Source organism: Leptospira kirschneri serovar Cynopteri str. 3522 CT, from assembly GCF_000243695.2.
Taxonomy (GTDB): Bacteria; Spirochaetota; Leptospiria; order Leptospirales; family Leptospiraceae; genus Leptospira; species Leptospira kirschneri.
In genome coordinates this window covers 60,937-87,315 of record NZ_AHMN02000007.1, presented here as the reverse complement: position 1 = coordinate 87,315, position 26,379 = coordinate 60,937, and the positions used below count along the sequence as shown (strand labels likewise).

The following is a 26,379-nucleotide window of genomic DNA, read 5'->3' as shown; positions in this document are numbered from 1 at the left end:
CTCGAAAAACAATGGCTTATGTTGTTACAGGACTTTGCAGGAATTGTAAATATACATATTGCGCTGCGGTTTGTCCCGTGGAAGCTTTTCGAGAAGGAACCGACTGTTTATATATCGAACCTTCCGTCTGCATTGATTGTAATAAATGCAGACCGGAATGTCCGGTAGAGGCGATTTATCCGGATTATGAAGTGCCTTTTGTCTGGCGGGATTGGATCGATATAAACGCTCAAAAAGCGAAATGTTGTCCTACAATTCTAGACGTAAAAATTCCTCTTAAAAAAGAGGGATGTATAAATCCTGAATATTAGAATATAAAGTTATACTGTTTTTTAAAATTATCAAAGAAGTTTATCTATGGCTTATAAGGTTCAAAATTATACAAATTCTTCCTCTAAGGAACTGCTTTCTTTTCTCGAAAAACAAATTTTAGTCATAGACGGCGCAATGGGCACTATGATTCAAAGATTTTCCCTGCAAGAAGAGGATTTTAGAGGAGAGATTCTTAAAAATCACCCCCATCCTCTAAAAGGAAATAACGAACTTCTTTGTTTAACCAGACCAGACGTAATCGAATCGATCCATTTAAAATTTTTAGAAGCCGGAGCTAATATCGTAGAAACGAACACGTTCAGTTCCAACCAAATTTCTCAGAGCGATTATAAGACTGAATTTCTAGTCTCGGATTTAAACAAAGCCGCAGTCGTTTGCGCGCGTAATGCGATCATGAAGTTTCAAAAAACCAATCCTGATCATCCTTGTTTGATTGCGGGAGCGATTGGTCCGACTACTAAAACGGCAACTCTTTCTCCGGATGTAAATAATCCCGCGTTTCGTGCGGTGACTTTTGATGATTTAGTTGCCACGTTTTATGAACAAGCACGCGCACTTGTAGAATCAGGTGTGGATTTACTTCTTCCAGAAACAAACATTGATACTTTGAATTTAAAAGCGGCGATCTTTGCGATTGAACAAGTATTTGAAGATTTGCAAGTTAGAATTCCGGTTTGTCTTTCCGTGACGATTACGGATGCCTCTGGAAGAACTCTTTCCGGTCAAACCGTGGAAGCGTTTTATAATTCTATTGCACATTGTAATCCTCTTTCCGTGGGAATTAATTGTGCTCTCGGAGCTGACGAAATGCGCCCTTATATCGAAGAACTGGCAAGAGTTTCACCCTGTTATATCAGTTGTTATCCGAATGCGGGGTTGCCAAACGCGTTTGGTGGATACGATCAAACTCCGGAAGAATTTGGAAAATACATTCAAGAATTTGCAAGTTCGGGCTGGTTGAACATTGCCGGAGGTTGTTGCGGAACCACTCCGGAACATATAGAGGCGGCAGCCAAAGCGGTTCGAGGGAAAAAACCTAGAGCCCTTCCCAAAATAGAAGAAGTGACTAGGCTTTCAGGACTGGAGCCTTTGAACATCACTCCCGATAAAGGATTTTTATTAGTAGGCGAAAGAACTAACGTTACTGGATCTCCTAGATTCAAAAAACTAATCATAGAAGGAAACTTCGACGAAGCCGTTTCCGTCGCCTTACAACAAGTAGATGCTGGAGCCAACATAATCGACATTAATTTCGACGAAGCCTTGTTAGACGGGGAAGCGTCTATGAGACATTTCTTAAATCTGATCGCAGGTGAACCGGATATTGCTAAGGTTCCGTTTATGATTGATTCTTCCAAGTGGAGCGTTTTAGAAGAGGGCTTAAAATGTATCCAAGGAAAACCGATCGTAAATTCCATTTCTTTAAAAGAAGGAGAGGATAAATTTTTAGAATATGCTAAAAAAATCCAGAAATACGGAGCTTCTGCAATCGTAATGGCCTTCGACGAACAGGGACAGGCCGCAACTAAAGAAGATAAGGTGCGAATTTGTAAAAGAGCATATGACCTTCTTGTGACAAAGGCGAGTTTTAGTCCGACTGATATTATATTTGATCCGAATATTCTCACCGTTGCCACCGGGATCGAAGAACATAACAATTACGCGATGGACTTTATAGAAGCGGTCCGAGAAATCAAAAAACTTTGTCCCGGTGCAAAGGTATCTGGCGGTTTATCTAACGTTTCTTTTTCTTTTCGAGGAAACAATCCTGTCAGAGAGGCGATGCACTCCGTATTTTTGTATCATGCGATCGGGGCCGGACTCGACATGGCCATTGTAAACGCGGGAATGCTCGCAGTTTACGAAGAAATTCCAAAAGATCTATTAGAATATGTTGAAGATGTAATTTTAAACAGAAGACCAGATGCAACTGAACGTCTTGTAGAGTTTGCGGAGAGTGTAAAATCTGCCGGAGACAAAACCGAAAAAAAAGAAGAAGCCTGGAGGGAAGGCACTTCTGTTGAAGAAAGGCTTTCTCACGCTCTAGTCAAAGGAATCGTAGAATACATCGATCAAGATACGGAAGAAGCTAGGCTTAAATATGGACGTCCATTAACCGTCATCGAAGGTCCTTTGATGGATGGAATGAAGATCGTAGGAGAATTGTTCGGTGCCGGAAAGATGTTCCTTCCTCAGGTAGTAAAAAGTGCGAGGGTTATGAAAAAATCCGTGGCTTATCTTTTGCCGTTTATGGAAGAAGAAAAGAACCAATCAGAAGAAGTTGTGGAACGTCCTAAGTTTTTGATCGCGACTGTCAAAGGGGATGTTCACGATATCGGAAAGAATATCGTAGGAGTAGTTCTTGCATGCAATAACTACGAAGTGATCGATCTAGGTGTAATGGTCCCTTCCGATAAAATTTTAGAAGAAGCAAGGAAGCATAACGCGAGCATCATCGGTCTTTCCGGTTTAATTACTCCTTCTTTGGATGAAATGGTTCATGTAGCATCCGAAATGAAACGAATTGGTTTAGAAATTCCTTTGTTGATCGGAGGAGCGACTACAAGTTCCGCTCATACTGCAGTTAAAATTGCACCGGTTTATGATCACCCGGTTGTACACGTACTAGACGCTTCTCGAGTTGTAAACGTAGTGAACCAGTTGTTACATCCGGATCTACACGAAGCGTATTTTCAAAAAGTAAAAGAAGATCAAAAAATCGCTCGGGAAAATTATTTCAATACAAGAGCGGAACGTAAATTGATCTCTCTAGAACAGGCTAGAGAAAATCGTGATCCGATTGATTGGTCTACGACCGTCATAGATAAACCTTCTTTTGTCGGAATCAAGGTTTTTGACGAGGAAGTATCTTTAGAAACGTTGGTTCCGTTTATTGATTGGACTCCTTTTTTTACCGCTTGGGAACTCAAAGGAAGATACCCTGCGATCTTAGAAAGTGAAACGACCGGAAAACAAGCGAGGGAACTTTTTGCGGACGCACAAAAGTTGATGCAGACGATCACAAGCGGAAAACTTTTTAAGACTAAAGGTGTGATTGGAATTTTTCCCGCAAATTCAGTAAGAGACGATATAGAAGTTTATGAGGACGAGAATCGTTCCAAATTGTTGACTGTATTTCATACTCTTCGTCAGCAGATTCAAAAACAAGATGAAACAGAACCTAATTACTGTTTGGCGGACTACGTGGCTCCGAAAGAATCCGGAAGAATCGATTATATAGGAGGTTTTGCTGTCACTGCTGGACATGGTGTGGAGGAATTTGCGAAAGGGTTTGAAAATAATCAAGACGATTATAATTCTATCATGGCGAAGGCGTTAGGCGATCGTTTTGCGGAAGCGTTTGCGGAATACATGCACTATAAAGTTCGAAAAGAATATTGGGGTTACGATAAGAACGAGAATCTTTCTCCGGAGGATCTAATCCGTGAAAAATATAGAGGAATTCGTCCTGCGGCGGGATATCCAGCTTCTCCCGATCATACTGAAAAAAGAACTCTATTCGATTTGTTGCAAGTGGAAAAAAATACCGGGATCACTCTAACGGAACACTTTGCAATGTGGCCTGCAAGTTCGGTCAGTGGGCTTTATTTTGCACATCCTAAGTCAAAATATTTTGCAGTAGCAAAAATCAACCGGGATCAGATCGAAGATTATGCAAAACGAAAAGAAATGAGTATAGAAGTGGTAGAACGTTGGTTGGCCCCAAATTTAGCCTATGATCCTCTTGTAATTTCTGCGGTGAGTTGAGAATATAAGAATCTGTTCTGCTAATTTATTCTTTTTGATGAAGTAAAATTAAGTTTTGTGAATATCTTTTGAGAATTTGGACGTAATTTTTAGTCTAATTAAAAAAGTATGAGTCCTACGGTTTCTAATTTTTCTTCGGTACACGATCACGGCCCTGTATATTCGGAAATTCGTAAAGCTACCGAAGAATTTTCGTTTCATCCAATGTTAATTTCCTGGCTTAGAACGTCTCTGAAACTCCAAGGAAACGAAATTTTAAAAATTACCGAAATCGGTTGTACGGATCGTTCTTGTCCGGTAATTGAAACTTGTTTAGAAATTTATCATACAAATCAGAACGCAGGACCGGAGCGTACGATTCGTTTTGGAAGGGCAAAACATCTGATCAATAAGATGGATCTTACGTTCTCTTTAAAAAAACAAGGTATTGTGTAAATTAGAAATCGTTTATATTAACGTGAGTTTAGTATAAGGAATCTGTTTCCTAAAGTTTTGTTTTACCTGAAAAAATGTATGTGGGAACTCTCACAAAACCTTGAAATTGCCGTGTGGAACTACCACATGTCTATGTTTTACGGTTAGATTTTGAAAATGTAGGAACTCTTACAATTTTCGATCACGAAAAATGGATATTTAAAGGCCCGTAATGTGACTTAATCTGTGGGAACTCTCACAAATCGTGGATTTACCAGTAGTTCCACACTTGAATACGACAAGTTATAAACTTCTATTTTTTAAATTGTGGTAGTTCCTACAGATTACGTCTCTTTTATCTTTTTTGCGATTTTAAATCATACTTTTCCGAACAAAATTTTGCAATAGTTCCTACATTTAAAGAATCGATCTACAAAGTCCAGATCCCAATTTTTTTCAGAATTATAGTTTTCTTACATCGAATTCAGGTTAGATAATCTGTAAAACGTAGGAACTCCTACTTTAGGAAAAAAAAATTCTATTACAAACTAACTCGCATTGTATTACAACACGATCAAGTTCAATCCATGTAGATAAGATTGAACGATACATCAATAACGAAAGAAAGCTCAAAATGTTTTTTACTTAGAAGAAGTTTCCGAAAAACTATATTTGATTCCAAGAATTCCTTGAACGTCCTGCATCCATTGATGTTGTTCTCCTCCAAGTTGGGCTGCAATTGGAACTGGAACCCGAATCATACCTTCTAAACTTAAGTTTCTGGATGAAAAAGAAATACCCGGATTTAGATAGTATTCGTAGGATTTCATGCCGCGAAAATTATTTCCGGGTTCTCCATAACTTAAACCCTTATCTTGAAATCGTTTGATACTGGAAAACTGAAGAAAGAAATTCATTTTAGAACTTTCTCCGATTTCTGGAAACACGGAGTAGTTAAATGCGATCGTGGATCTAGCAGATTCTAAAAATGCAAGGCCTGCCTGATTACCGATCATTCTTGCATTAAAATCCATTTCTAATCCGGCGTGGCGTTTCATATAAAGAAACATAACTCCGGAACTACTTCCATTTTGAAGAGAGTTTGAATTCCAACTTGTTAAACCGAAACCAGGAATTTGATTTCTAGAATCCGTAATACGATCCATCGTTCTTTTTTCGGAGAAGGCCCCCGAAACCAGCCTGCCATTTCGAGATGAAACATCATTTACAAAAATGGCTTCGGAAACTGGTAAAAACTGAATTCTTTCTCTTGGAACTACGGAAAATAAAAAAGGTTGAAACATTCCGGAAAAAGAAAGTCCAGGAGTTTGTATAAAATTAGTTTCTATCGACTCTTTACCGGAAATAGAATTGTTTTCCGGTCCTAGTTTGAGTTCCATCGGATCTTTATAAGGAATTGCGATAACTTGCAGATATTTTTGACGATTGAGATCGAAATTGCGGGAAAGATGATACGGTTCGAACGAACTGAACGAAGGATTTTCTACTGAAAAAATAGAAACTCCAAATAGAATCAAAAATAAAGACAGTATAAAGAATCTTTTTTTGTTCATAAAACGTTCTATCTGTAAGACTATGAAAGTAAAACAGTACTGTCAGTATAAAATTGTAAAATAAAATGATTTTTACCGGAATTCTCGAAGATAAACTATAAGGAGCCGATCATGGAAACAAAGATTCAAAGTTTTGGAGAATGTTCAATCCCTAGTCCGGCGGGCTATGAGTATTATACGAGTGATACTTCCAGACTGATATTCAGAACGGTATTTCAATCTGAAGAGGATTGGGATTCTTATGTCCAAGAAGGTCCTGATTTTTTCGAACAGGCCGGTCCTAGAGAAAAAATCTATTTTAAACCTCAGGAAGTAACAGCAGGAATTGTTACTTGTGGAGGACTTTGTCCCGGAATCAACGACGTGATCCGTGGAATCGTAATGGAACTTTATTATCGTTACGGAGTTTCCAGAATATTAGGTTTTCCTTATGGGTACCAAGGTCTTGTAAAAAGATATTCTCATCAACCGATCGAACTCACTCCGGAAAAAGTAGCGCATATCGTAGATGAAGGTGGATCTATGTTATCTTCTTCAAGAGGAAATCAATCTCCCGAAGAAATGGTGGATAGTCTTAGTTTTTATGGAGTAAAAATACTTTTTTGTATCGGAGGAGACGGAACACTCAGAGGTGCTAGAACAATCGTGGATGAAATCGCAAAAAGGAAAGAAAAAATTTCCGTAATAGGAATTCCTAAAACGATCGATAACGACATCAACTACGTACAAAAAACATTCGGTTTTTCTACTGCGTTTTCCAAAGCAATGGAAGCGGTAGAATGTGCCCACGTGGAAGCAAAGGGAGCACCAAATGGAATTGGACTTGTAAAGTTGATGGGACGTCATTCTGGATTTATTGCGGTCAACGCGGCTTTAGCTTCTAGAAACGTAAATTATTGTCTGATTCCAGAAGTGGACTTTGATCTGTTTGGAAACGAGGCCTTTTTGGACGATCTCAAAAAAAGAATCCTAAAAAAAGGGCACGCCGTTATCATCGTAGCGGAAGGGGCCGGTCAAAAATTTTTTGATTCTACGGAGGAAAGAGATTCTTCCGGAAATTTAAAACTCAAAGACATCGGACTTTTTCTAAAAGATACGATGACAGAGTTTTTTAAAAAGGAAAACATTCCGGTAAATATTAAGTATATCGATCCTAGTTATATTATTCGATCAATTCCGGCTAACGCAGAAGATTCTGTATTTTGCGGTTTTCTGGCTCAGAATGCTGTACACGCCGGTATGGCGGGAAAAACGGATATGGTGGTGGGAATGTGGAACAACGTGTTTACCCATCTTCCGATTTCAGTTGCAATTCAGGAAAGAAAAGTTTTACAACCGGATCGAAGTACTCTTTGGAGATCACTTTTGGCTTCTACGGGTCAGCCGGCTCATATGTTGGCCAAATAATTTTTGAATGAGTTTCCACATTTTTATAAAACGAAAGTGTGTCGTTTTGTTTCTACATTTGTTTGACAAACTCTTAGATTCAAAAAAGTAGAATCAACTTTTTGTATTCTTCGCGCGAAAATTAGAATACAAAGTTTCACTTTCCATTATCAAGAACAACTCATACAAATTCCAATCATGAAAAATGAATATTTAACGTGAGTTCGACATAAGAAAACCACCGGGGTGAATCCGACTCTTTAGCTCTGGTCAATAAATTATATACAGAAAACATTATATAACAATCATCTTAAGTCATAATATAGAACGCGATCCATAGAGAGCGTTCTGCTGAGTTTCAAACGCGATCCATAGAGAGCCATAACCTTACCCACAAGTTGAATAGGATTTTAGAATCAAAATTGAACTCAGCAAAACGCTTTTTGCGAAAGCGTTTTAGGCTCAAAAACGCACATTTTTCAAGTGTTCCGACAAGAATGAGTCTTTTTACTTGCAAAAAGCATGTTTTTCTGATAGAGAAAAGTCTTCCGAATTTCTCCACCTCCACCCCCACCCAAAAATAAGGGTGGGAACTCAGTTTTACAGAGGATTTGTCGTAATTCCCACAGATTTAATATTGAAATCTAAATACTTGTGGGTAAGGTTATGATAGAGAGCGTTCTGTGCCTCAATCACTTTCGCATAGAATTTCATCGAACTTGCATTAAACGGCACTTCGTGATAAGGATTAACGATACTCGATTTTATAAAGATCAGTAATTTTCGAACTCAAGTTAAAAAGAAAAGGATCATAATTGTCCTCAATCAGTTTATAAAAGTAGAATATACTATATCACGTCTCGTTTACGGAAGTCGAATCATAAAAAGCGTATAATCGTCGTGAGGTGCCGCGTCTCCTCTAAACGAGTCAGTAGTATCTATGATGAGTTCTTTTAAGGCGCCGAGAGGCATTTCTCCGTTTCGTTCTATAAGTTTGATCAGATTTTCGAGGCCGTACATCTCATTGGATTCGTTCATCGCTTCGCTGACTCCGTCCGTATAAAGAACCAAAAGGTCTCCGGAGGAATAATCAATTTCATGTTCGTCAATTTCGGATTCTTTGATTCCGAGAGGCATTCCTTTACCGGAAAGACTCATTACCTTGTTTTCTTTGGTTTTATAAAGAATTTGTTCGTTGTGACCTGCGCTAGAATAACGAATCTTTCGTTTGGCCATATTGATTCTTACGAGCATTACGGTGACAAACATAAAGTATCCTGATTTTTCCTGGATAATTCGGTTGGCGCTCATCAAACTGATGCTAGTCGAAGAATTTCTGGAAACTTCTCCCGCTATGATCGTTTTGGAAAATTCCATAAAAAGCGCGGCGGCAATTCCTTTTCCAGAAACGTCTGCGATAAGAACGCTTACCTCGTCCGGATTGTGATAAATCAGATCATAAAAGTCTCCGCCGATTTCTCTGGAAGCTGTATAACTAGTTTCTAATTCTAGGCCTTGGATTTTTTTAGGAATATTTGGCAAGGAATTCAATTGAATTTGAGAGGCGATCTGCATGTCTCTATAAATCAAATTCAATTTTTCCTTTTGTTCTTTGGAAAGTAGGGAATTATAAGCTTCTGCAATTTGATTAGAAATTGTGCTTAAAATGTTTTGATCAGCATTGTCAAAACTGTTTCCAGATTTTTTATCGGCCGCATTTAAAATTCCAATAATCTTTCCATCCAAACGAATCGGAACTGAAATGAAGGATTTCGTTTTATATCTTTCAGGGCGAAACCAATCTTCTACCGTGGATATATTTTGAACCAGAATTGGATTTCCGGTTTCGATAATTCTTTGAATGACTCCTTCCTTTTCATTGATAAAATGTTCCTGATCTTCAAGACTAAAGCCGATACTTTTTTTGAGTTCGTATTTTCCAGTTTTCGAATTGAAAAAAACTAAAGAAACTCTTTCCGCATTCATGACTTCCGAAATCGAGTTTACGATTAGATTCAAAAATTGATCCATTTCAGAAATATTCGAGATCGCCTGACTGAGTTGAAATAAACAATCTAGTTCGTTGGCTCTGCTTTTTAAATCTCGGATCAGTCTTCTATTTCTGATCGCGATTGCGGCGAGATCAGAAAGATATTGAAGAATCTTAATATCTCTTTTTGTGAATTCATTTCTTTCGAGAGAATTAACGGCTTCTAAAACTCCTTGAATTTCTCCTTGGGTGCTCATCGGAACGCAGATTAGATTGTTGGTTACAAAACCCACCGTCTCGTCAATGTTTCTATAAATCCTGGGATCGTTTGCGGCGTCGTTTACGATTACGGGTTCCAATGTTTCTAGAACCATTCCTGCAATTCCTTTACCTCTTGGAACTTTCAATTCCGTTAAAGAATCTCCTTTGGTTCCTTTTGCAACGTTGAATACTAGACAGTCTTCGTTTTGATCATATAAAAGAAGGGAACAACCTTCCGTATTGAGAACGTCTTTTGTGGTTTCTATGATAATACCAAGTAACTCATCCAGATCGTCGGTCGAATTGATTCTCGCCGTTATATCGGAAATTAAAGATAAGGATAGCTGCCTTTCACTCATATTGGTGGTGTGTGATAGATGATTCTTTAAAAGAATTCGATCATTGGACACAAGAAAGTTTTATCTGTCAAGGAGTTTCAACGCTAACGGCGTAATTGAAAACTTAGAGAGAAAACAAAATCTACAAAGAATCTTACTCAATGAATATAAATTTTTTTGAAAATAATACGAACCAACTACGATTCGATCAGAGAGCCGATTCCTTGATCCGTAAAAATTTCAATCAAAATGGAATGAGCGACTCTTCCGTCTATGATATGGGTTCTACGAACTCCTTGATCGATTGCTGTTAGACAACATTCTACTTTGGGAATCATACCCCCTGAGATTTCTCCCTTACGAATATAATCTTTTACTTTACTTCGATTGAGTCCGGTTACCAATTGATTATCGATTAGAATCCCTTGAGTATCTGTAAGTAGAATCAATTTCTCCGCTTTTAAGGCGCCTGCAATTTCACCTGCAAACGTATCCGCGTTGATGTTTAGACTTTCTCCTTCTGAGTTTTCAGCGACCGGAGAAATGACCGGAATAAAACCTTCCTTTTGGAGGTTATGAAGAATTTCGGGATTTACGGATTCGATTTTTCCTACAAGTCCGACGTCAAAAAGTTGTTTTTCTTTTCCTTCCAATTCGATTTCGACTGGAGCCTTAATTGCTTTTGCGAGATTACCGTCTTTACCGGAAATTCCTACCGCTTTTCCACCTTGAGAATTGATCAAAGAAACAATTTGTTTATTTACCTTACCGGTCAAAACCATTTCCACGATTTCCATCGTTTGAACGTCTGTAACTCTATGACCGTGAACAAATTCGGTTGGGATTTTCAAGTTGTCCAAGAGCCTGTTGATTTCGGGACCACCTCCGTGGACGATTACCGGATGAATGCCTACATATTTTAGAAGAACAATATCTTTTGCAAAAGATTCCTTGAGATCGGCTTTTGCCATTGCCGCCCCGCCGTATTTGATCACGACCGTTTTGCCAGAGTACTGAGTGATATAAGGAAGAGCTTCTAGAATATGATTAACTCTTTCCAAAAGTTTTTCCATGAGAAACAAAAGAATCCTTGTGTCTTTCTCTGTCATCTAGAAATACGAATGTAGGTTCGAGGTTGACTTTGAAAAATCAGGCACCAACTCAAAAAGAAAATATCATTCTGACGGGAGGAAGTGGAGGTTTAGGAAGAGCTATCGTAAAGTTACTTCTATCGGAAGGTTATTCCGTAACGAATTTAGATATTCAATCTCCCAAAGAAACTTTTTCGGGAGAATTTTTTTTAAACGTGGATTTAACAAACGAACAGGACCTTACAAATGTACTTTCTCAGTGGGAGAGTTTAATTTCTTCTCAAAATCAAAATCCTTACGGTTTTGTTCATTGTGCGGGATATGGAGGGCCTTATCATAAAATCACCGATGTTAGTTTAGAAGAGTGGGATCGAATTTTTTCGGTAAATATAAGATCTGCATTTCAGATTGTGAAATTGATTCTTCCTAAATTCAAAAAGTTGCAACTAGGTAGATTGGTATTCATTGCTTCATCATTATCTGTCGTAGGTTCTGCAAACTCGGTTGCATATTCCGCTTCGAAACATTCTTTGATCGGCTTTGTAAAATCTATTTCTGATGAATGGGGTCCTTTTGGAATTACTTCAAACGCCGTAAGTCCTGGTTATATAGAAACCTCGATGGGAATCCAAGAAGATCAAGTTCCCGACCATAGAAATAAAATCATTCAAATGACACCTACGCGTAAAATCGCATCTACTTACGAAATTGCAAGGGTAGTTTCTTTTTTGTTAAACAAGGAATCTTCTTATATCAACGGCGCCAATTGGACCGTTGACGGAGGTATTACTGCAATTTAAATCAAAGAAGATTGTTTTGCTACGTCTGACCACGATTCATTTTTCTGAAAAAAGTATCTCGATTCCTAAAATGTAAGAACTACTTCAAAATCACGATTTTACGAACAAATTCTAAAATTGTAGGAACTCATACTTTTAAAGTTTGTCGAAACCTCAAAATACAAAAACGATAATACTTTAGAAATTTCTAATAAACTTTCTGTAGTTCCCACATTTGGAAATAACTATAAAATCCAGAACAATAAAATCAGTTTTAAAATCGACTTAAGATTTAGAACTACTAGATCCGAAAAAAAGATTTCGTAATTTAGTTTGTTCTTCGGAAAGATGATCTTCAAATTTAAATTGGCTCGTTTGGAATCTTTTGGAAAGTTTCATTTTACGTTTGAGAATTTTACCCTTTCTCGAAATTAAAAGTTCTATCTTTTCTCCCGTTTTACACTGTTTTAGAAGATCCTTTCTATTTCCAGAATGAATCCGAATCCCATTCAAAGCGATCCATTCGTCACCTAAACTTAAATCTACGGAAACATCTAAAAACTTCCAATCGATTTTATTGATAAAAAGATAACCTCTTTCATCTCTAGTTCCAAAACCGAGTTCTATTCCAGGATTGGAATCTAATCGTTTAACACCAATTTTATGAAGATACTTTTCGATCGGAATTGAAATCGGTTTATCCAGATAATCTCCGAATTCTAATTTTAGATCGATTCCGGTGCGCTTTTTTGCGGCTTCAAAAAATTCAATTTTTGTAAAGCCTCTATTTTTACCTACATGAAAGGATTGATAGACTTCGTTCATCACGTCTAAAAGAGAATATTTTCCGGAGGTTTCCGATAAAAGATGAAGATTCATAGCAAGAGCTAAAATCCCGCCTTTGACGTAATAGGAAATTCCTGTGTTATTGGCATTGGGATCGTTCGGACGATTGTAAAATTTGGTCCAAGCGGTAAAAGAAGAATCTTCAAGACTCATCCAAGATTCCCCCTCCGATTTTTCTAAACTTTGTAAATCTTCCATAACTTTTGCAAGATAGGATTCCGGATTGAGATGTTTGGTTCTAACTAAAAAATACGCGTCGTAAAAGGAAGTGATCCCTTCCGCGATCCATAACTCTTTTGTTAAACTAGGTTTTTGATAATCGAAAGGTCCTAAAGCAATTGGACGAATTCGTTTAACGTTCCATAGGTGAAAGTATTCGTGGGATAAAAGTTCCAGAAGTTTTAAGTATCCGTCTTTTGAAATGGCTTTCAAAGGATCATACATATTTACGGAAGAATTTAGATGTTCTAAACCACCGTAGGCCCCTTCTGAAAGAATTAAAATAAACAAATAACGAGTGTTTGGTGAGACTCCCATCGAACGGATTTGTTCCGCTGTGATTTTTTGAAGATCTGGGATTAGGGTTTTTTGAACGGATTTGGATAATTCTCCCTCGAGTACAATTTCATGATCACATTCTCCCGCTTGAAAAGAAATCGCCTCTCGATTGGACAATAGAATGGGTGTGTCTAAAAACTCATCTAAATTTTTAGAAAAACGTTTTTTACCCTTACCGTTTAAACCGGAGTGACAAAATTCAAATGGAAGATCATTCGAAATTTCTAATGTAATTTCCGAAACTACTTGGTCTTTCGGATATAAAAACAAAGCAGGCGGATGTAAAATACAGAACTCTGTTGTAAAATAATTGGAACGAACCGAATAATCATAACCATAGACCACATAACGCAGATGAAAAGGTTTTCCTTCACTTCGAATTTTCCAAGAGTCCAGACCGATTTGTGAAATTTCTAGATTTTTTCCATTTTTTCCAACAGTAAAAGTTTCTAGTTTATGAATATGCCTAGAATAATCTCGAACCATATAAGATCCGGGAGACCAAACGGGTAGACAAAAAACGGTTTCGTTTTGAGAGGACTCTACCTCCAATTCGACTTGAAGATAGTGTCCCGTAAGTTGATATTCCTGAATTACAAAATGAAGTTTATACAATGGACTTGGAAATCTCCTGAAGAGTATCTTGTACCGTAGTTGTCGGGTCAACTTTTCTCCAAACCTTTTGGATCTTTCCATCCGGAGAAACTAAAAAGGAATCTCTGGAAAGTCCTTTGAAAACTTTTCCTTTCCATTCTTGATCGCCATATACTCCCAAAGCTTCGCTGAGTTTATGATCCGGATCCGATAAAAGAGGAAAATTCAAAGAATACTTTTGGATAAATTGTCCGTGAGAATCTAAAGCATCTAAACTGATTCCGTAAACTTTTGCTCCTATCTTTTTAAATTCTCCCATATTATCTCGATAGTTGCAGGCTTGTTTGGTACAGCCGGGAGTGTCGTCTTTGGGATAAAAATAGAGAAGGGTCCAAGAGCCTTGAATATCTTCCGGAAGTTTTACTCTTTTACCTTCCGTACTTTCCAAACTAATCTCGGGAAGATTCGTTCCTAATAATGGATCTGACATTTTAATTTCCTCCAAAGTAAAAATATAGAATACAATTGATTTTCCGAAAGATCATGTCAAAGTTTCGAATAAAAATGTTGAAAATTAGACAACCTCGACTTCTAATTTATATACTTTTCTATTAAAAATCACATTTTCTCAAACGGAAAACATTTACTTTGAAAACGATTCTATTCTTTTTTTGTGTAATCATACCTTTTTGGATCCTTGCTGAAAGTCAAGATTCTTGGAAACCAATCGATTTGAGAAAAGGAAACTGGATTGCAGTCGAGGGTTTTCAAAAAGAATATTTGAATGGAATTGATTCTACTTTTCCGAAATCTAAAAAAATTTCTAACTTCCCAATCGTATTAAACGAAATTTTCGAAACCTCAGTCGGAACCGGTTTGAAAGAATATACTCTACAAACTAGATTTCATATCCAAGAAGATTTCCAAAAAACAAAAGTTTATAAACCGATCTTTTTGTATTTGGAATCCATCGGAGAAAATTGGGAAATATTTTTAAATGATCATTCCTTAACTCAAGAAATTCATTTAGATGTTTCTCGCAAAGAAATGATTTTAAGAAGAACGATTCGTAGTTTTCGTCTTCCCGTAGATTCTAGTCTTTTAAGATCGGGGGAAAATCTTCTGACGTTTCGTTTGATTGGGGACGCTCCCGCTTCTTTTTTATCTAAAAACGTGGATCTAGGTTTTTATATAGACGGAGACTATTCTATTACAACCGAACAAAAACTTTCGGGAGAAATTTCCACCTTAATCAATCTTTGTCTGAATACGATATACGTCTTTTTTGGTCTTTATCATCTTTTGATCTACGTAAAAAGAAGAGAGGACCTATACAATCTCTATTTCGGAATCTTCAGCGTTTTTATGGCGTTATATTCTCTTTCAAGATCTAGTACTGCGTTTGAAGTGATCTACGATACTACCTGGATTACAAGAATTGAATATTCTTCTGTTTCTCTTTTGGCTCCTTTGTTTCTTCTGTTTATGCAGGACTACTTTTATGGAAGGGCTAAGTTTTCAAAAGTGTTATTTGCAATTTTAATATTAAACGTAGTGATTGCTTTGACTACACTAGTAGAGCCGTTTCGTTATACCATGACAAGTCTGAGACTTTGGCAGATTTCCATACTTCCCACTCTTGTTTATCTTCTTTATTTTATGAGTAAAGCGGTTTATCTTCGTAAAAAAGACGCCGTTCTTCTTGCGACTAGCATGTTCACCGTAGTTTTTATTGCGGTCTACGACGTGATCGATTCCATATTTTTTCAATCCGGAATTCGTTTTACTCAGTTCGCTTATTTTCTTTTTGTAGTCGCGTTGACCACTATCTTAGCCAACAGATTCATTTCTTTGTATCGTCAATCAGAAGACTTAAACATAGAACTCAGTCAGCAAAAGTTAGAACTAGCGAGACAAAAAAACGCATTCTTTCGTTTTGTTCCGGTTCAATTTTTAAACGTTCTCGGAAAAAATTCAGCAGTGGAAGTCAATCTAGGAGATTCGGTTTTGAAAGAAATGAGTGTTCTATTTACAGACATTCGTTCTTTCACTGCAATTTCAGAACAGATGACTCCGGAAGAAAACTTCCGTTTTATCAACGATTATTTAGCGAGTATGGAACCGGTCGTTCAAAGACACGAAGGTTTTGTGGATAAGTTTATGGGAGACGGAATCTTGGCTTTATTTTCCGGGGATGGTTCTCATCAAACGTCTGCAGATAAGGCAATTCTCGCCGCAATCGAAATGAAAAAAAAGGTTCAAACAATCAATGCACAAGCAAAGGATTCTCACTTTAAAGGATTAAAGATAGGTATTGGAGTCAATACTGGAAATCTAATGCTCGGAACCGTGGGGAGCCGTTCTAGATTGGATACGACCGTTATTGGGGATACGGTAAACGTGGCTTCTCGTTTGGAAAGTCTAACCAATCTCTATCGCGCGGATATACTGATTACTAAAAGTACACTTTCTTCAATGACCATCGCGGATAGTCTTGCAATTCGTGAAATTGATTCCGTCGTCGTAAAAGGAAAGACCGATCCGATCATCATCTATGAGATTTATGAAGCGGATGCACCTCCTATACGAAAACTGAAAGATGCGACTTTATCTTTAATTACGAGAGGAATCATTTTGTACAAGGTAGCCGACTTTCAAGAAGCTTTGATCAACTTCGAACAGGCGCTCAAAGTTTTTCCGGAAGACATTGTTCCAATTCTTTATCGTAAACGATGTCAGGAATATATCACTTCTCCTCCGGTTGGTAATTGGGTTGGAGTGCAACATCTTCTAGAAAAGTAAACGATCCACTATATAATAAAATGTTTATACTTCAATCATGTAAAATTCTGCGTAAGAAAGTAGGGCGAATTGGCGTTGTCTGACCGCACTTTCAGTTCTAGTCAATAAATTGCATGAAAGAAACTTAATGTGATATTTCGCTTTTAATTATAATTTATTATAGAGGCGAGACGCTTTAGCTTGAAAAAGCGTTTTACTTTAGTTCTTTTCGCTCCAATTCCTTCGGAATTTTTCAAATTTAGGTGCTGCTCTCTACCATAACCTTACCCACAAGTTGAATAGGATTTTAGAATCAGAAGGCTCAAAAACGCACATTTTTCAAGTGTTCCGACAAGAATGAGTCTTTTTACTTGCAAAAAGCATGTTTTTCTGATAGAGAAAAGTCTTCCGAATTTCTCCACCTGAATTGCGACCCATGGGAAGCAATTCATTGAGTTACCCCACCCAAAAATAAGGGTGGGAACTCAGTTTTACAGAGTATTTGTCGTAATTCCCACAGATTTAATATTGAGATCCAAATACTTGTGGGGTTGGTTATGGCTCTCTACGGATCGCAGCATAATAATCGCTTTCGCATTTGTTATGCCCTGCTCACGTTAAACTACTTGAAACGACACCTTTAACCTGGTTGTTGGCTTCCGTATTCTAACTTTTAAAACAAGTTCACGACAGTATCTTTTCTTTCATCCGAGTAGTAGCTATATAAAGTTATGCGTCTTTTTAGTAAAAAATGATTAGAAATAAAAATAATCAAAAAATCTTCTTCGTTTCTTAAGTTATAGAAAATAGATTTTGTTAATTTAAGTATGAACGTTTTAAAGCTCTAACCTTTTGAAATCGATGGTTGTATAAAAAAATAATCAAACAAATCGACGAAATCATAGAAATCTCAAAATATTTCAATTTAGAATTCTTTGAATTTTTTATACGTTTCAATAAAGTTTATATTTTTCATAAACAATCGTTGCCAAAGTCAGTTCTTTCGTAAAGATTGGTGATGCTGCATGACTTAGGAAATGTTTAGTCCTATGTTTTTTCGAAAATACAATCATGGGTTTTGAACTTTCTGAACGGTATCAATTTAGAATGAGGAAAAACTAGTCTATGATTTCTTACACAGTCTATAAAATGATTCACATTTTCGGAATCTTTCTGCTTTTTACGGCACTCGGAGGAGTGACCCTACATGTGTTAAACGGTGGTACAAAAGAATTTGCCAATCGTAAAATGGTGGCGATCACACATGGAATCGGTCTTTTTTTAATTTTATTAGGTGGATTTGGAATGCTCGCAAGGCTTGGAATCATCTGGCCTTGGCCCGGTTGGGTAGTTGCAAAATTTATAATCTGGTTGGCTTACGGTGGACTTCTGACTTTGGTTTATAAAAGACCTACTTTGGGAAAAACTTTTTGGTTCGGCTTTCCTTTGTTAGGGCTTCTCGTGGCTTATATCGTAAGTTATAAACCGTTTTAATTTTTTTAAATAAGTTTTAATAACAAAATCTCTAAGGAGTAAATAAATGGCGAAAGCATCTAAAACTAAGACCACTTCTAAGATAAAAAAAGATACTTCAATTAAGTCTATTTCGGATTTTTTAGGTTCAAGAGATCTGCCACATCCGGTGGATCGTCTGGAAGACGTTCGTAAAAGGGCCCGCAAATTTAGAGAAAAGATGCTTTCTGGTCCCCAAGTGTTATTTTACAGATCCTATGATTTAGTCAGGGTTCCTTATCCTACACGTTATGCGCTTTTGAACGCTTATAGTCTTCCCACTCCGTATATGCACATTCTGAATCGATTATTTATCGTTCAGTACAAAACTTCAAATGGAATCAAAACACTTTTATTTTCTCCTTCCGATATAGATGCAAATGCGGAAACTCCTTTTTTTAAAAGGCTCGCTGGAAGTTTTGGACCCTTTCAATCCATCGGTAAAAAGATCATCGCTCCGATTTTAAACACGGTAGAAGAATGTTTACAAGACGCTGGAATTTCCCCCGAAAAAGTCGATTATATTTCCTATGATCATCTACATACTCAAGACATTCGTAAATGGTTAGGAGCAAACGGGGAAAGAGGATATTTTCCAAATGCAAAACTTTTAATCATGAGAAAAGAATGGGATTCGGTTCAAGGACTACTTCCACCTCAATCTGATTGGTATTGTCCCAACGGAACCGGAGGAGTTGCAAGCGACCGTATTTTAGTGTTAGATGGAGACGTGGAACTCGGCCAGGGTGTAGCTTTGATCAATACACCGGGACATACAGCAGGCAATCATTCCCTTGTGGTTCATACTCCTGAAGGAATTTTTGTTTCGAGTGAAAACGGAGTGAGCGCGGACAGTTATTCTCCATTAAATTCTAGGATCCCAGGCGTGAAAAGATTTGCAAAAGCGACAGGTATGGAAGTCATATTAAACGGAAATACTCTCGAAATCGGATTGGAGCAATACATTTCTATGGTTCAAGAAAAGGAAATGGCGGGGGTATCTTCTAGAAATCCTGATTTTTATAACGTTATGCCATCTTCCGAGATGACAAGTTATTGGTTGTTTCCGGGAACGGCCCCCACGTTCAGTTTCGGAAGATTGTCTTTTGGTTCCCCCATAACCTAAATTAGGAAAAAAGAATATGATTTTATTTATTACGGGATGTGCAGGTGGACTTGGAAAAAAATTAGCCGAGGAAGCGTTTGCGGCGGGACATTCAATTTTGATCACTGACATCAACGAAAAGGAGCTTAAAAAATTTGCGGCTCCTTGGAAAGATGAAAAAGATAGAGTGATTGTTTCTAAGCTAGACGTAACTTCTCCCAGCGATTGGAAAAAAGTAATGGATCTTGCGATCAAAAAATGGGGAAAGATCGATGTACTTTTGAACGTTGCCGGTTATCTTTTACCGGGTTATATTTACGAGATTCCTGTAAACCATATTGATCGTCATATAGACATCAATACAAAGGGTGTTATGTATGGAACCAGGGAAGCCGCTATTAGAATGGTAACCACTGGATCAGGGCATATAGTAAACATTGCTTCCTTGGCGGGGGTGGCTCCTATTTCTGGAATTTCTTTATATTCTACTTCAAAATTTGCAGTGAGAGGTTTTACTCTTGCGATCGCTCAAGAATTAAAAGAAAAGAATGTTCACATAACCGTTGTTTGCCCGGATGCAATCAAAACTCCAATGTTAGATTTACAAAAGGATTATGAACAGGCTTCAATGACTTTTTCGGGAAATACGTTTTTAACCGCGGAAGAGGTTTCTAAAATCATTCTGGGTAAGGTTTTAAGTAAAAAACCTCTTGAAGTTTTGATTCCAAGTAGTCGGGGAATTCTTGCAAAGATCGGAAATTTTTTTCCTGCAAGTGCGTTTATTTTGGGTCCGATATTGCGAAAAAAAGGTTTAAAAAAACAATCTTCTTATGTGAAAGAGAAGGGTTAAGAAGAGAACTCACTTCAATCTATATTTATTTTTTTTAACGTGTTTTAAATTTCTTACGAATATTTTTAAGAGCATCTTGTCTTGATTTTTCTCTAACGGCAGCTCTTAGGTTTTTCTTTACTGGTAAATAAGATTCGGTACTTGCCAGAGTTTTATGACCTAGAAAGTCCTTCACTTGATTTAAAGAAGAACCATCCGCAATTAGATGTAAAGCTCTGCTATGTCTAAGAGTAAAAACTGTGACTGGACTTGAAATACCTGAATTTTTACCGATTTCAGAAATAATTCTTTCTACATTTCTAGAAGTAGTATGAGATCCTAAACTTTTTCCTGGAAACAGATAAGCGTTGGAAGAAGAATTAGCAATTTCTCTTTCATACTTCTTGACCAAAGTTCCTAACTCGGCTGGAATTTCCACGGTTCTAGATTGAGAAAGAATCGGAGATTTAATTTGAATCGATTTTCTTCTTGTATCTATATATGCCCACCGAAGGGAAATCAATTCTCCTACACGAAGACCTCCGAAATAAACAAGACCACACATCAACTCATGTTTTGCATTAGAAGAAGCAGCCTTTAAAATATTCTGCATCTCCTTATAAGTGATCGCATTTGGATTGTTGTATTCTCGGACGGGTCTTTGAAAGTCCTGGAATAAATTCATCTTCATGACGTCTTCGAAAAACATTTTCAAGGAACTTACGTTGATCTGAATCGTAGAAGAGGATACTTTCCTTTTCTTTAGATGATCCATATAACGGTTTAGATCTTTTACTGTGATTTTCTCCGCGGGCTTATCCGCAAAGTGAAGAAAATCCAAGTTGTATTTCATGTAAGTATAAGCCGTAGCTTTTTTATAATTTCGCTGACGGATTATCTTGATCAGTCTTTCGATAGAATGTTTGTTCTTTTTTGGCACTTCCAATTCTGACATCTTAATTCCCTGTTCATATTGTATTAAGGCCGTTAGTTGCCTTTATACGATTTTGATATTCTTTTTTTAAAAGCTTTGAAAAAAGGGAACCAAATATATCCAAAGTGTGTCAATTCAATATTCGATTTTCTGTAGAATTCTAGAACAGATCTCTTCTACTCTCAGATCGTCTATTTCTAAATAATAATCCGAAATGCTTTGATAGTGAGGTAACCGACTCTCTAAAATAGTACGATAAGACTGAATTGCATTCAAAGGAGGACGGGTAGGATCGTTTTGAATCTTTTCCACTAAAATTTCTGTGGGTCTGGAAAGACCAAAAACCAATGCAATGGATTTTAAAAGAGTAGTTTTACGGTTACTTAAGATTTCTTTTCCTTTGGTATCCAAATCAAACAAAATGCCGCCCCCACAATCTAAAATAATTCCTTGAGAGGTTTTGAGTTTGGTAAGAATTTCAAATTCTAAATCTCGAAATGGTCTCCAATCTCCTTCATTTTTTTGAATGAATTCAGGAATCGACATTCCACCAATCTCGTAGACTGCGATCATGTCAGTGGATACTACAGGCATCCCTGTAATTTTAGAAAGTTTACGAGAAATTTTAGATTTTCCGACTCCTCTGGGACCAATCAGAGCGAAGTTTTTTTTCAAGCCTGAATTAACTCACGGATATGTTTTTGTATTTCTGGAAGAACCGTATAATACATTTGTAAGTCAGAATCCGAGATCTCTAAAATCTGCAAAGCTTTATTGGAAATTGGAATGCTTAAACCCGCGATGTCGATTCCCACACCGGCCGCTACTGCAATGGAATGAGAAACATGAATCACAGAGACCAATTCTGGAAATTCTTTTTCATTTTCGGGTTGGCTGTAATTTCGCGTAACGTGGATTAATTCTTCTGGAAAATTCCATTTTTCTAATAGTTTCTGTCCTACTTCTTCATGAGAATATCCAAAATGTTTTTTTTCTAATTCTCCAAAGGATACGGAATGAGTTTTTAACTCTTCTCTAAGATTGATAATCACCGCAGGAAAAAAATCCGCAAGGATTACTTTTCCTATATTGTGTAAAAGCCCTCCGGTAAACGCAAGGTCCGAGCCTACTTTTAGTTTTTTTTGCTCACAGATTCTTTTGGAAAGTTCGGCTACAGTAAGCGAATGGATCCAGTTATCTTCCGCATCTACTTGATAACCTTTGAGGTCTTTTTTGAGAATTCCTCTGGTTGCAGTTAATAATATTATATCTTTTACCGTTTTGATTCCTAAAGTCATTAAAGATTCTTGTACGGTTTTGATTGGTTTTGCAGCTCGATAATAAGCAGAATTGGAAAGTTTAATTACGTCTGCGGTCAAACCAGGATCGTTTGAAATTTCTTTGGCTAGGTCTGGAATTGCAACGTCTTGTTTTTCAACCATCTGCATCACTTTCGTAACTACGGATGAAATTCTAGGAAGTTGAGCGTCGTTTAAAAAGAGTTGGTCTATTTTTTCTTTCATCTTTTTTACCTGACCTTATAAAGATACTTTTCAAACCCGCCTTTTTTTAAAAGAACCCTTCCATCGTCCAAGTATAGGCTGATCGTTCTACCGTCGTTTCCTCCGACGTCTTCTAAGATCAAAGGAATTTTACTTTGTTCTAAAATAGCTCTAGCGGTAAGAATGTTTTGTTCTCCTATGTTCTGTAAGAAACTGGATTGAACTCCTTTAAACATGGAGGCTCCTCCAAAAAGTCTTACTGAGTATTCTCCTGGGTTACATCCCATTTCATTCATCTTCTTGATTAAAAGTGGAATTGCGGTTTCCGCGTATTTAAAAGGATTCTTTTGCGAATCTTTTCCGCTTGGATCTTTAGAAAGCATAAAATGCGCCATTGCCCCTATTTTTTTATCAGGAGCATAAAATACTACGCCGATGCAGGAACCTAAGGTGGTTCTCAAAATTTCGGGGGACTGTGCTCCCTGCATGTCTGCGATTCCTACATTAACTACTTTAGATCCTTTTGTAAGCATTTGAATCCCGGTATTCGTTTTCGTGTTAAAAGAGCAACAAAACACTATACGAAGGTCTTTAATTCTTCAATACTTTTTTATAGATAGTAAATATTAGAAAGACGAATTTGAATTCAAAAACGATAGAATTTCATTTTACTCTCGGATCCCAATTTTAAACTCTGTTTTGGGATGGCAAAAGTAATACTTAAAGATAAAACGAAGTCGGAACGTAAAAAAGTTTCAAAATCGCAAGAACCGTTCGAAACTTTCAAATTAGGCAAAACGAATGTAACGATTCTTGGTACAGCGCATATCAGCCAGAAAAGTATAGACGAGGTGCAAAGGATCATTCGAAAAGAAAAACCGGATACGGTTTGTGTCGAACTTTGTAATTCCAGAATGCGTTCTTTAAAGGACAGTGAACACTGGAAGAAACTGGATATATTCAAAGTTTTTAAAGAAAGAAAGATGTATCTTCTTCTTTCCAGTCTTATCCTTTCGGCATTTCAAAAGAAACTGGGGAAGGGTTCCATTCGTCCAGGAGATGAAATGAGAATGGCGATCCATGAGGGCGAAAAGATAGGCGCTAAAATCGTTCCGATTGATCGGGAAGTTTCTACTACTTTAAAAAGAGCCTGGTGGAACATAGGAATTTTCAATCGATTATTTCTTCTATCCGCGCTTTTGACTTCTCTTTTTGTAAAAGAGGATATATCGGAAGAAAAGATTGAAGAGATGAAATCCGAAGACGTCCTCAAAGATCTTTTTTCTCAACTTCCAAAACGTTATGAGTCAATTAAAAACGTAATCATAGACGAAAGGGATTCTTATCTTGCTCAAAAGATTAGAGACTCTGCAAAAGAAGGAAAAAAAGTCTTTGCAGTGGTGGGAGCGGGTCACTTGCAAGGAATTTTGAGTCACGTTCAAGAAGAAAAGGATATTTCCAAGTTAGATGAACTTCCGGAAAAAACGATTTTAGATCGTTGGAAAGGCCTGTTGATTCCGGGAATTTTTTTGGGTTTGATTTTGACCGTTTTTTATTTTGGAGGAAAACAACAGGGACAGGAATTTATTCTGCGTTGGATTTTGGTCAAAGGTGGTCTTGCCGCGTTAGGCGCAATTGTTTCACTGGCGCATCCTTTATCTGTAATCCTTGCCTTTCTTGCGGCTCCAATAGGTAATTTCAATCCGATCATCAAACCGGGTTGGGTCGCTGCGTTATGTGAATCTTGGTTGCGTAAACCTTTGGTAGAAGATTTTGAAAAAATCGCGCAGGATTCGGAACACTGGAAAGGTTATTGGAAAAATAACGTGATTCGAATTTTTCTAGTGTTTATGCTTCCTCAGATAGGAAGTAGTATAGGCACTTTTATAGTAACCGCGGATCTATTTAGGGTCCTTAGGGGACTAATGTAATTGTTTTTATACTTTCCGTTTACGACGTAGTGAAATATAATTTGGTGGGGTACCGAGTCGGCTTGGTAAAATATTTTAAATGAAATATTCCATTTTTATTATGTTCTCTTTATTATCATTTTTAATTGATTGTACAAGCGGACATCGTTTTGAAAAAAAACAAGTTCCAAAACCTTTAGATGTAGTATTACAGGAAGTTTCAGATTTATTAAAAAAACAAATCGAAGTTAGCGGCAAAAGTTTTTCTACTGAAAAGAAAAATACATTTAAGTTAGCCGTTCTACCTTTGTTTAATGAAAACGGTGTGATTACAACTTTAGGAACGACGATTTCCTCACGACTTCTATCCAAAATGTACGATCCTGGAAAAATTTTACTAGTAGAAAAATCCCAATTAGGGCGGTTGATCGACGAACAAAGTTTTCAAAAATCGGGATTGGTACTTTCCAGTCAAAATTTAGAAATCGGAAGATTATCCGGAGCGGATTTGATACTTTTGGGAACGGTACAATTTGATGACCAATCATTTTTACTTCAACTGAGGGTTGTATCTTTACAGTCGGGAGAAATTATTGCAGTTACAGAATCCGTTTTTGATTCGGACGATTCTCTATACAATCAATATCGCTCTGTAAAACCATAACAACATTCAATCTTTTTTAAGTAAAAAACTTAAATACAATTCAATCGTATATTTTGAAATACTAATTTAACGTGAGTTCAACGTAAGGAATCTGTTTCCTAAAATTTCGTTTTACTGTGAAAAAATGGATGTAGGAACTCTTACGAAAACTTGTAATTGCCGTAAAAAATAAAATTTGGGAACTACACATGTCTATGTTTTACGATTAGATTTTGAAAATGTGGGAACTCTCACAAATCGTGGATTTATCAGTTAAACTTTGAAAATTGTAGGAACTACTATAAAATACAAACTCCAATCAGATTTTGTACAAAATCGCTGTTTTACGGCCATCATCAAAATTTAAATCCCAGTTTAATGTGGGTTCGACTGAGAAAAAATTTTTAAAAAGTAGTAGTTCCTACATCATTTTACAGACAAACCTAAGTTTTGTAATAGTTCCCACACTTGAAATACGACAGGTTCAATTGTTATAACTTCTATTTTATAAATTGTGGTAGTTTCCACATTTAAGGAATCGATCCATAAAGTTCAGATTTGTAATAGTTCCTACATTCTGTTTTTTATATAAAGATTGACTTTCATAAAGATGGCCTTTCATGCCAAACTCACGTTAATTTAATGTAAGTCGTCTTGACTTACTTTACTGGGACGTATGAAATAATACTATTCTGGGCCTGTTTCAAACTTGAAATGTGGGAACTCTTACAAAAAAGCCAATAATTTCAAGTGAGATAGTTTTTTGAGAATTTCTGCGTCTTTGTAAAATCGCTCAGGTACTATTTTCATATGTTCTAATAGTAAAAAAATGAAAAGAGATACAAAAGAAGCAAGATTCATTTTCTGCATTGTGAGCACGATCGGATTTTTGAAAGTACTGGAAACTACAAAGCTCTGTATTAAAAAAAGATTTAAAAATCGGAAAAAACGTAATCTGTGGGGAACTATTACAAATTTAGAATTTACTAAAATATTCTGAAAAACATCTTAACGATTAATAGTCTCTATATCCAATGGAATGCCGTAAATTTTTACTAAAGCGCAAAACACTATTTCTGTTTTAGTGGGAAATCCTAGTATTCTTTAAATAAAGTGAATTCGACGTAAGAAAATTGGGGCGAATAAAAAACTCAGGGCTGCTCTCTGTGGATCGCAGCATAATAATCGCTTTCGCATTTGTTATGCCGAACTCACGTTAAATAGCATTGAA

The 26,379-nt window shown here is 36.9% G+C and carries 20 protein-coding genes and 1 pseudogene; 11 read left to right on the top strand and 10 right to left on the bottom strand.

From position 1 onward, the window contains the following. Positions 1–11 precede the first annotated feature (11 nt). The 3 genes from LEP1GSC049_RS0205750 to LEP1GSC049_RS216910 all read left to right on the top strand — a co-directional run bounded on the left by LEP1GSC049_RS0205750 (position 12) and on the right by LEP1GSC049_RS216910 (position 4,536). Positions 12–311, top strand: a complete 300-nt coding sequence (locus LEP1GSC049_RS0205750; protein ID WP_004759892.1) for an indolepyruvate ferredoxin oxidoreductase subunit alpha — start codon at positions 12–14, stop codon at positions 309–311. 46 nt (positions 312–357) lie between these two features. Next, on the top strand, positions 358–4,101 hold the full coding sequence (gene metH / locus LEP1GSC049_RS216905) for a methionine synthase (protein WP_016560748.1): 3,744 nt from the start codon (positions 358–360) through the stop codon (positions 4,099–4,101). Between the two features lie 108 nt (positions 4,102–4,209). Next, the gene (locus LEP1GSC049_RS216910; RefSeq protein WP_004757542.1) at positions 4,210–4,536 is read left to right on the top strand and encodes a hypothetical protein; all 327 of its coding nucleotides are present in this window, start codon (positions 4,210–4,212) and stop codon (positions 4,534–4,536) included. Positions 4,537–5,156: 620 nt separating this feature from the next. Here LEP1GSC049_RS216910 and LEP1GSC049_RS216915 read toward each other — a convergent pair. After that, the gene (locus tag LEP1GSC049_RS216915) at positions 5,157–6,089 is read right to left on the bottom strand and encodes an LIC_20087 family outer membrane protein (protein ID WP_004756342.1); all 933 of its coding nucleotides are present in this window, start codon (positions 6,087–6,089) and stop codon (positions 5,157–5,159) included. 111 nt (positions 6,090–6,200) lie between these two features. On the opposite strand from LEP1GSC049_RS216915, the gene LEP1GSC049_RS216920 reads away from it, so the two are divergent. Next, complete coding sequence (locus LEP1GSC049_RS216920; RefSeq protein ID WP_004757673.1) at positions 6,201–7,496, top strand: ATP-dependent 6-phosphofructokinase; 1,296 nt, start codon at positions 6,201–6,203, stop codon at positions 7,494–7,496. Between the two features lie 579 nt (positions 7,497–8,075). On the opposite strand, the pseudogene LEP1GSC049_RS2000000229355 reads toward LEP1GSC049_RS216920, so the two are convergent. The 3 genes and pseudogenes from LEP1GSC049_RS2000000229355 to argB all read right to left on the bottom strand — a co-directional run. Next, positions 8,076–8,150 (bottom strand): annotated as a pseudogene (locus tag LEP1GSC049_RS2000000229355) (Imm7 family immunity protein); the annotation flags it as partial. 189 nt (positions 8,151–8,339) lie between these two features. Beyond that, positions 8,340–10,085, bottom strand: coding sequence for a GAF domain-containing SpoIIE family protein phosphatase (locus LEP1GSC049_RS216925; protein WP_004783147.1), 1,746 nt, complete (start codon positions 10,083–10,085; stop codon positions 8,340–8,342). 176 nt (positions 10,086–10,261) lie between these two features. Further along, complete coding sequence (gene argB / locus LEP1GSC049_RS216930; RefSeq protein ID WP_004756398.1) at positions 10,262–11,137, bottom strand: acetylglutamate kinase; 876 nt, start codon at positions 11,135–11,137, stop codon at positions 10,262–10,264. Positions 11,138–11,205: 68 nt separating this feature from the next. Between argB and LEP1GSC049_RS216935 the strand changes: the two genes are divergently transcribed. Next, positions 11,206–11,955, top strand: a complete 750-nt coding sequence (locus tag LEP1GSC049_RS216935) for an SDR family NAD(P)-dependent oxidoreductase (protein WP_004767413.1) — start codon at positions 11,206–11,208, stop codon at positions 11,953–11,955. Positions 11,956–12,219: 264 nt separating this feature from the next. On the opposite strand, the gene LEP1GSC049_RS216940 is transcribed toward LEP1GSC049_RS216935, so the two are convergent. Together LEP1GSC049_RS216940 and bcp are read right to left on the bottom strand one after the other, a co-directional pair. Continuing rightward, positions 12,220–13,953, bottom strand: coding sequence for a M61 family metallopeptidase (locus tag LEP1GSC049_RS216940; protein ID WP_016560735.1), 1,734 nt, complete (start codon positions 13,951–13,953; stop codon positions 12,220–12,222). Then, entirely contained in the window at positions 13,946–14,422 is a 477-nt protein-coding gene (gene bcp / locus LEP1GSC049_RS216945) for a thioredoxin-dependent thiol peroxidase (RefSeq protein WP_001283178.1), read from the bottom strand. Before bcp ends, LEP1GSC049_RS216940 begins: the two co-directional genes overlap by 8 nt. 158 nt (positions 14,423–14,580) lie before the next feature. Between bcp and LEP1GSC049_RS216950 the strand changes: the two genes are divergently transcribed. From LEP1GSC049_RS216950 to LEP1GSC049_RS216965, 4 genes are all read left to right on the top strand, one after another. Continuing rightward, complete coding sequence (locus LEP1GSC049_RS216950; RefSeq protein ID WP_016560750.1) at positions 14,581–16,734, top strand: adenylate/guanylate cyclase domain-containing protein; 2,154 nt, start codon at positions 14,581–14,583, stop codon at positions 16,732–16,734. A 1,104-nt stretch (positions 16,735–17,838) separates the two neighbouring features. Further along, a complete protein-coding gene (locus tag LEP1GSC049_RS216955; RefSeq protein WP_004756275.1) occupies positions 17,839–18,207 on the top strand; it encodes a SirB2 family protein in 369 nt (122 codons plus the stop codon). 46 nt (positions 18,208–18,253) lie between these two features. Then, a complete protein-coding gene (locus LEP1GSC049_RS216960; protein WP_004756455.1) occupies positions 18,254–19,351 on the top strand; it encodes an MBL fold metallo-hydrolase in 1,098 nt (365 codons plus the stop codon). 16 nt (positions 19,352–19,367) lie between these two features. Then, positions 19,368–20,180 (top strand): SDR family NAD(P)-dependent oxidoreductase, encoded by an 813-nt coding sequence (locus tag LEP1GSC049_RS216965; RefSeq protein ID WP_004757391.1) that lies wholly within the window; start codon positions 19,368–19,370, stop codon positions 20,178–20,180. A 34-nt stretch (positions 20,181–20,214) separates the two neighbouring features. On the opposite strand, the gene LEP1GSC049_RS216970 is transcribed toward LEP1GSC049_RS216965, so the two are convergent. The 4 genes from LEP1GSC049_RS216970 to LEP1GSC049_RS216985 form a co-directional block, all read right to left on the bottom strand. Then, positions 20,215–21,114, bottom strand: a complete 900-nt coding sequence (locus LEP1GSC049_RS216970; RefSeq protein ID WP_004757493.1) for a tyrosine-type recombinase/integrase — start codon at positions 21,112–21,114, stop codon at positions 20,215–20,217. 114 nt (positions 21,115–21,228) lie between these two features. After that, a complete protein-coding gene (locus LEP1GSC049_RS216975; protein ID WP_004757521.1) occupies positions 21,229–21,768 on the bottom strand; it encodes a shikimate kinase in 540 nt (179 codons plus the stop codon). Beyond that, positions 21,765–22,616 (bottom strand): HDOD domain-containing protein, encoded by an 852-nt coding sequence (locus tag LEP1GSC049_RS216980; protein WP_004756443.1) that lies wholly within the window; start codon positions 22,614–22,616, stop codon positions 21,765–21,767. The genes LEP1GSC049_RS216975 and LEP1GSC049_RS216980 overlap by 4 nt, the downstream gene beginning before the upstream one ends. A gap of 5 nt (positions 22,617–22,621) precedes the next feature. Further along, entirely contained in the window at positions 22,622–23,128 is a 507-nt protein-coding gene (locus LEP1GSC049_RS216985; RefSeq protein ID WP_000956231.1) for a chemotaxis protein CheD, read from the bottom strand. 171 nt (positions 23,129–23,299) lie between these two features. On the opposite strand from LEP1GSC049_RS216985, the gene LEP1GSC049_RS216990 reads away from it, so the two are divergent. Next, positions 23,300–24,526 carry a TraB/GumN family protein gene (locus tag LEP1GSC049_RS216990; protein WP_004757417.1) on the top strand — a complete coding sequence of 409 codons (1,227 nt, stop codon included), beginning with the start codon at positions 23,300–23,302 and terminating at the stop codon, positions 24,524–24,526. Positions 24,527–24,605: 79 nt separating this feature from the next. Continuing rightward, the gene (locus LEP1GSC049_RS216995) at positions 24,606–25,169 is read left to right on the top strand and encodes a FlgO family outer membrane protein (RefSeq protein WP_004756506.1); all 564 of its coding nucleotides are present in this window, start codon (positions 24,606–24,608) and stop codon (positions 25,167–25,169) included. Positions 25,170–26,379: the final 1,210 nt, after the last annotated feature.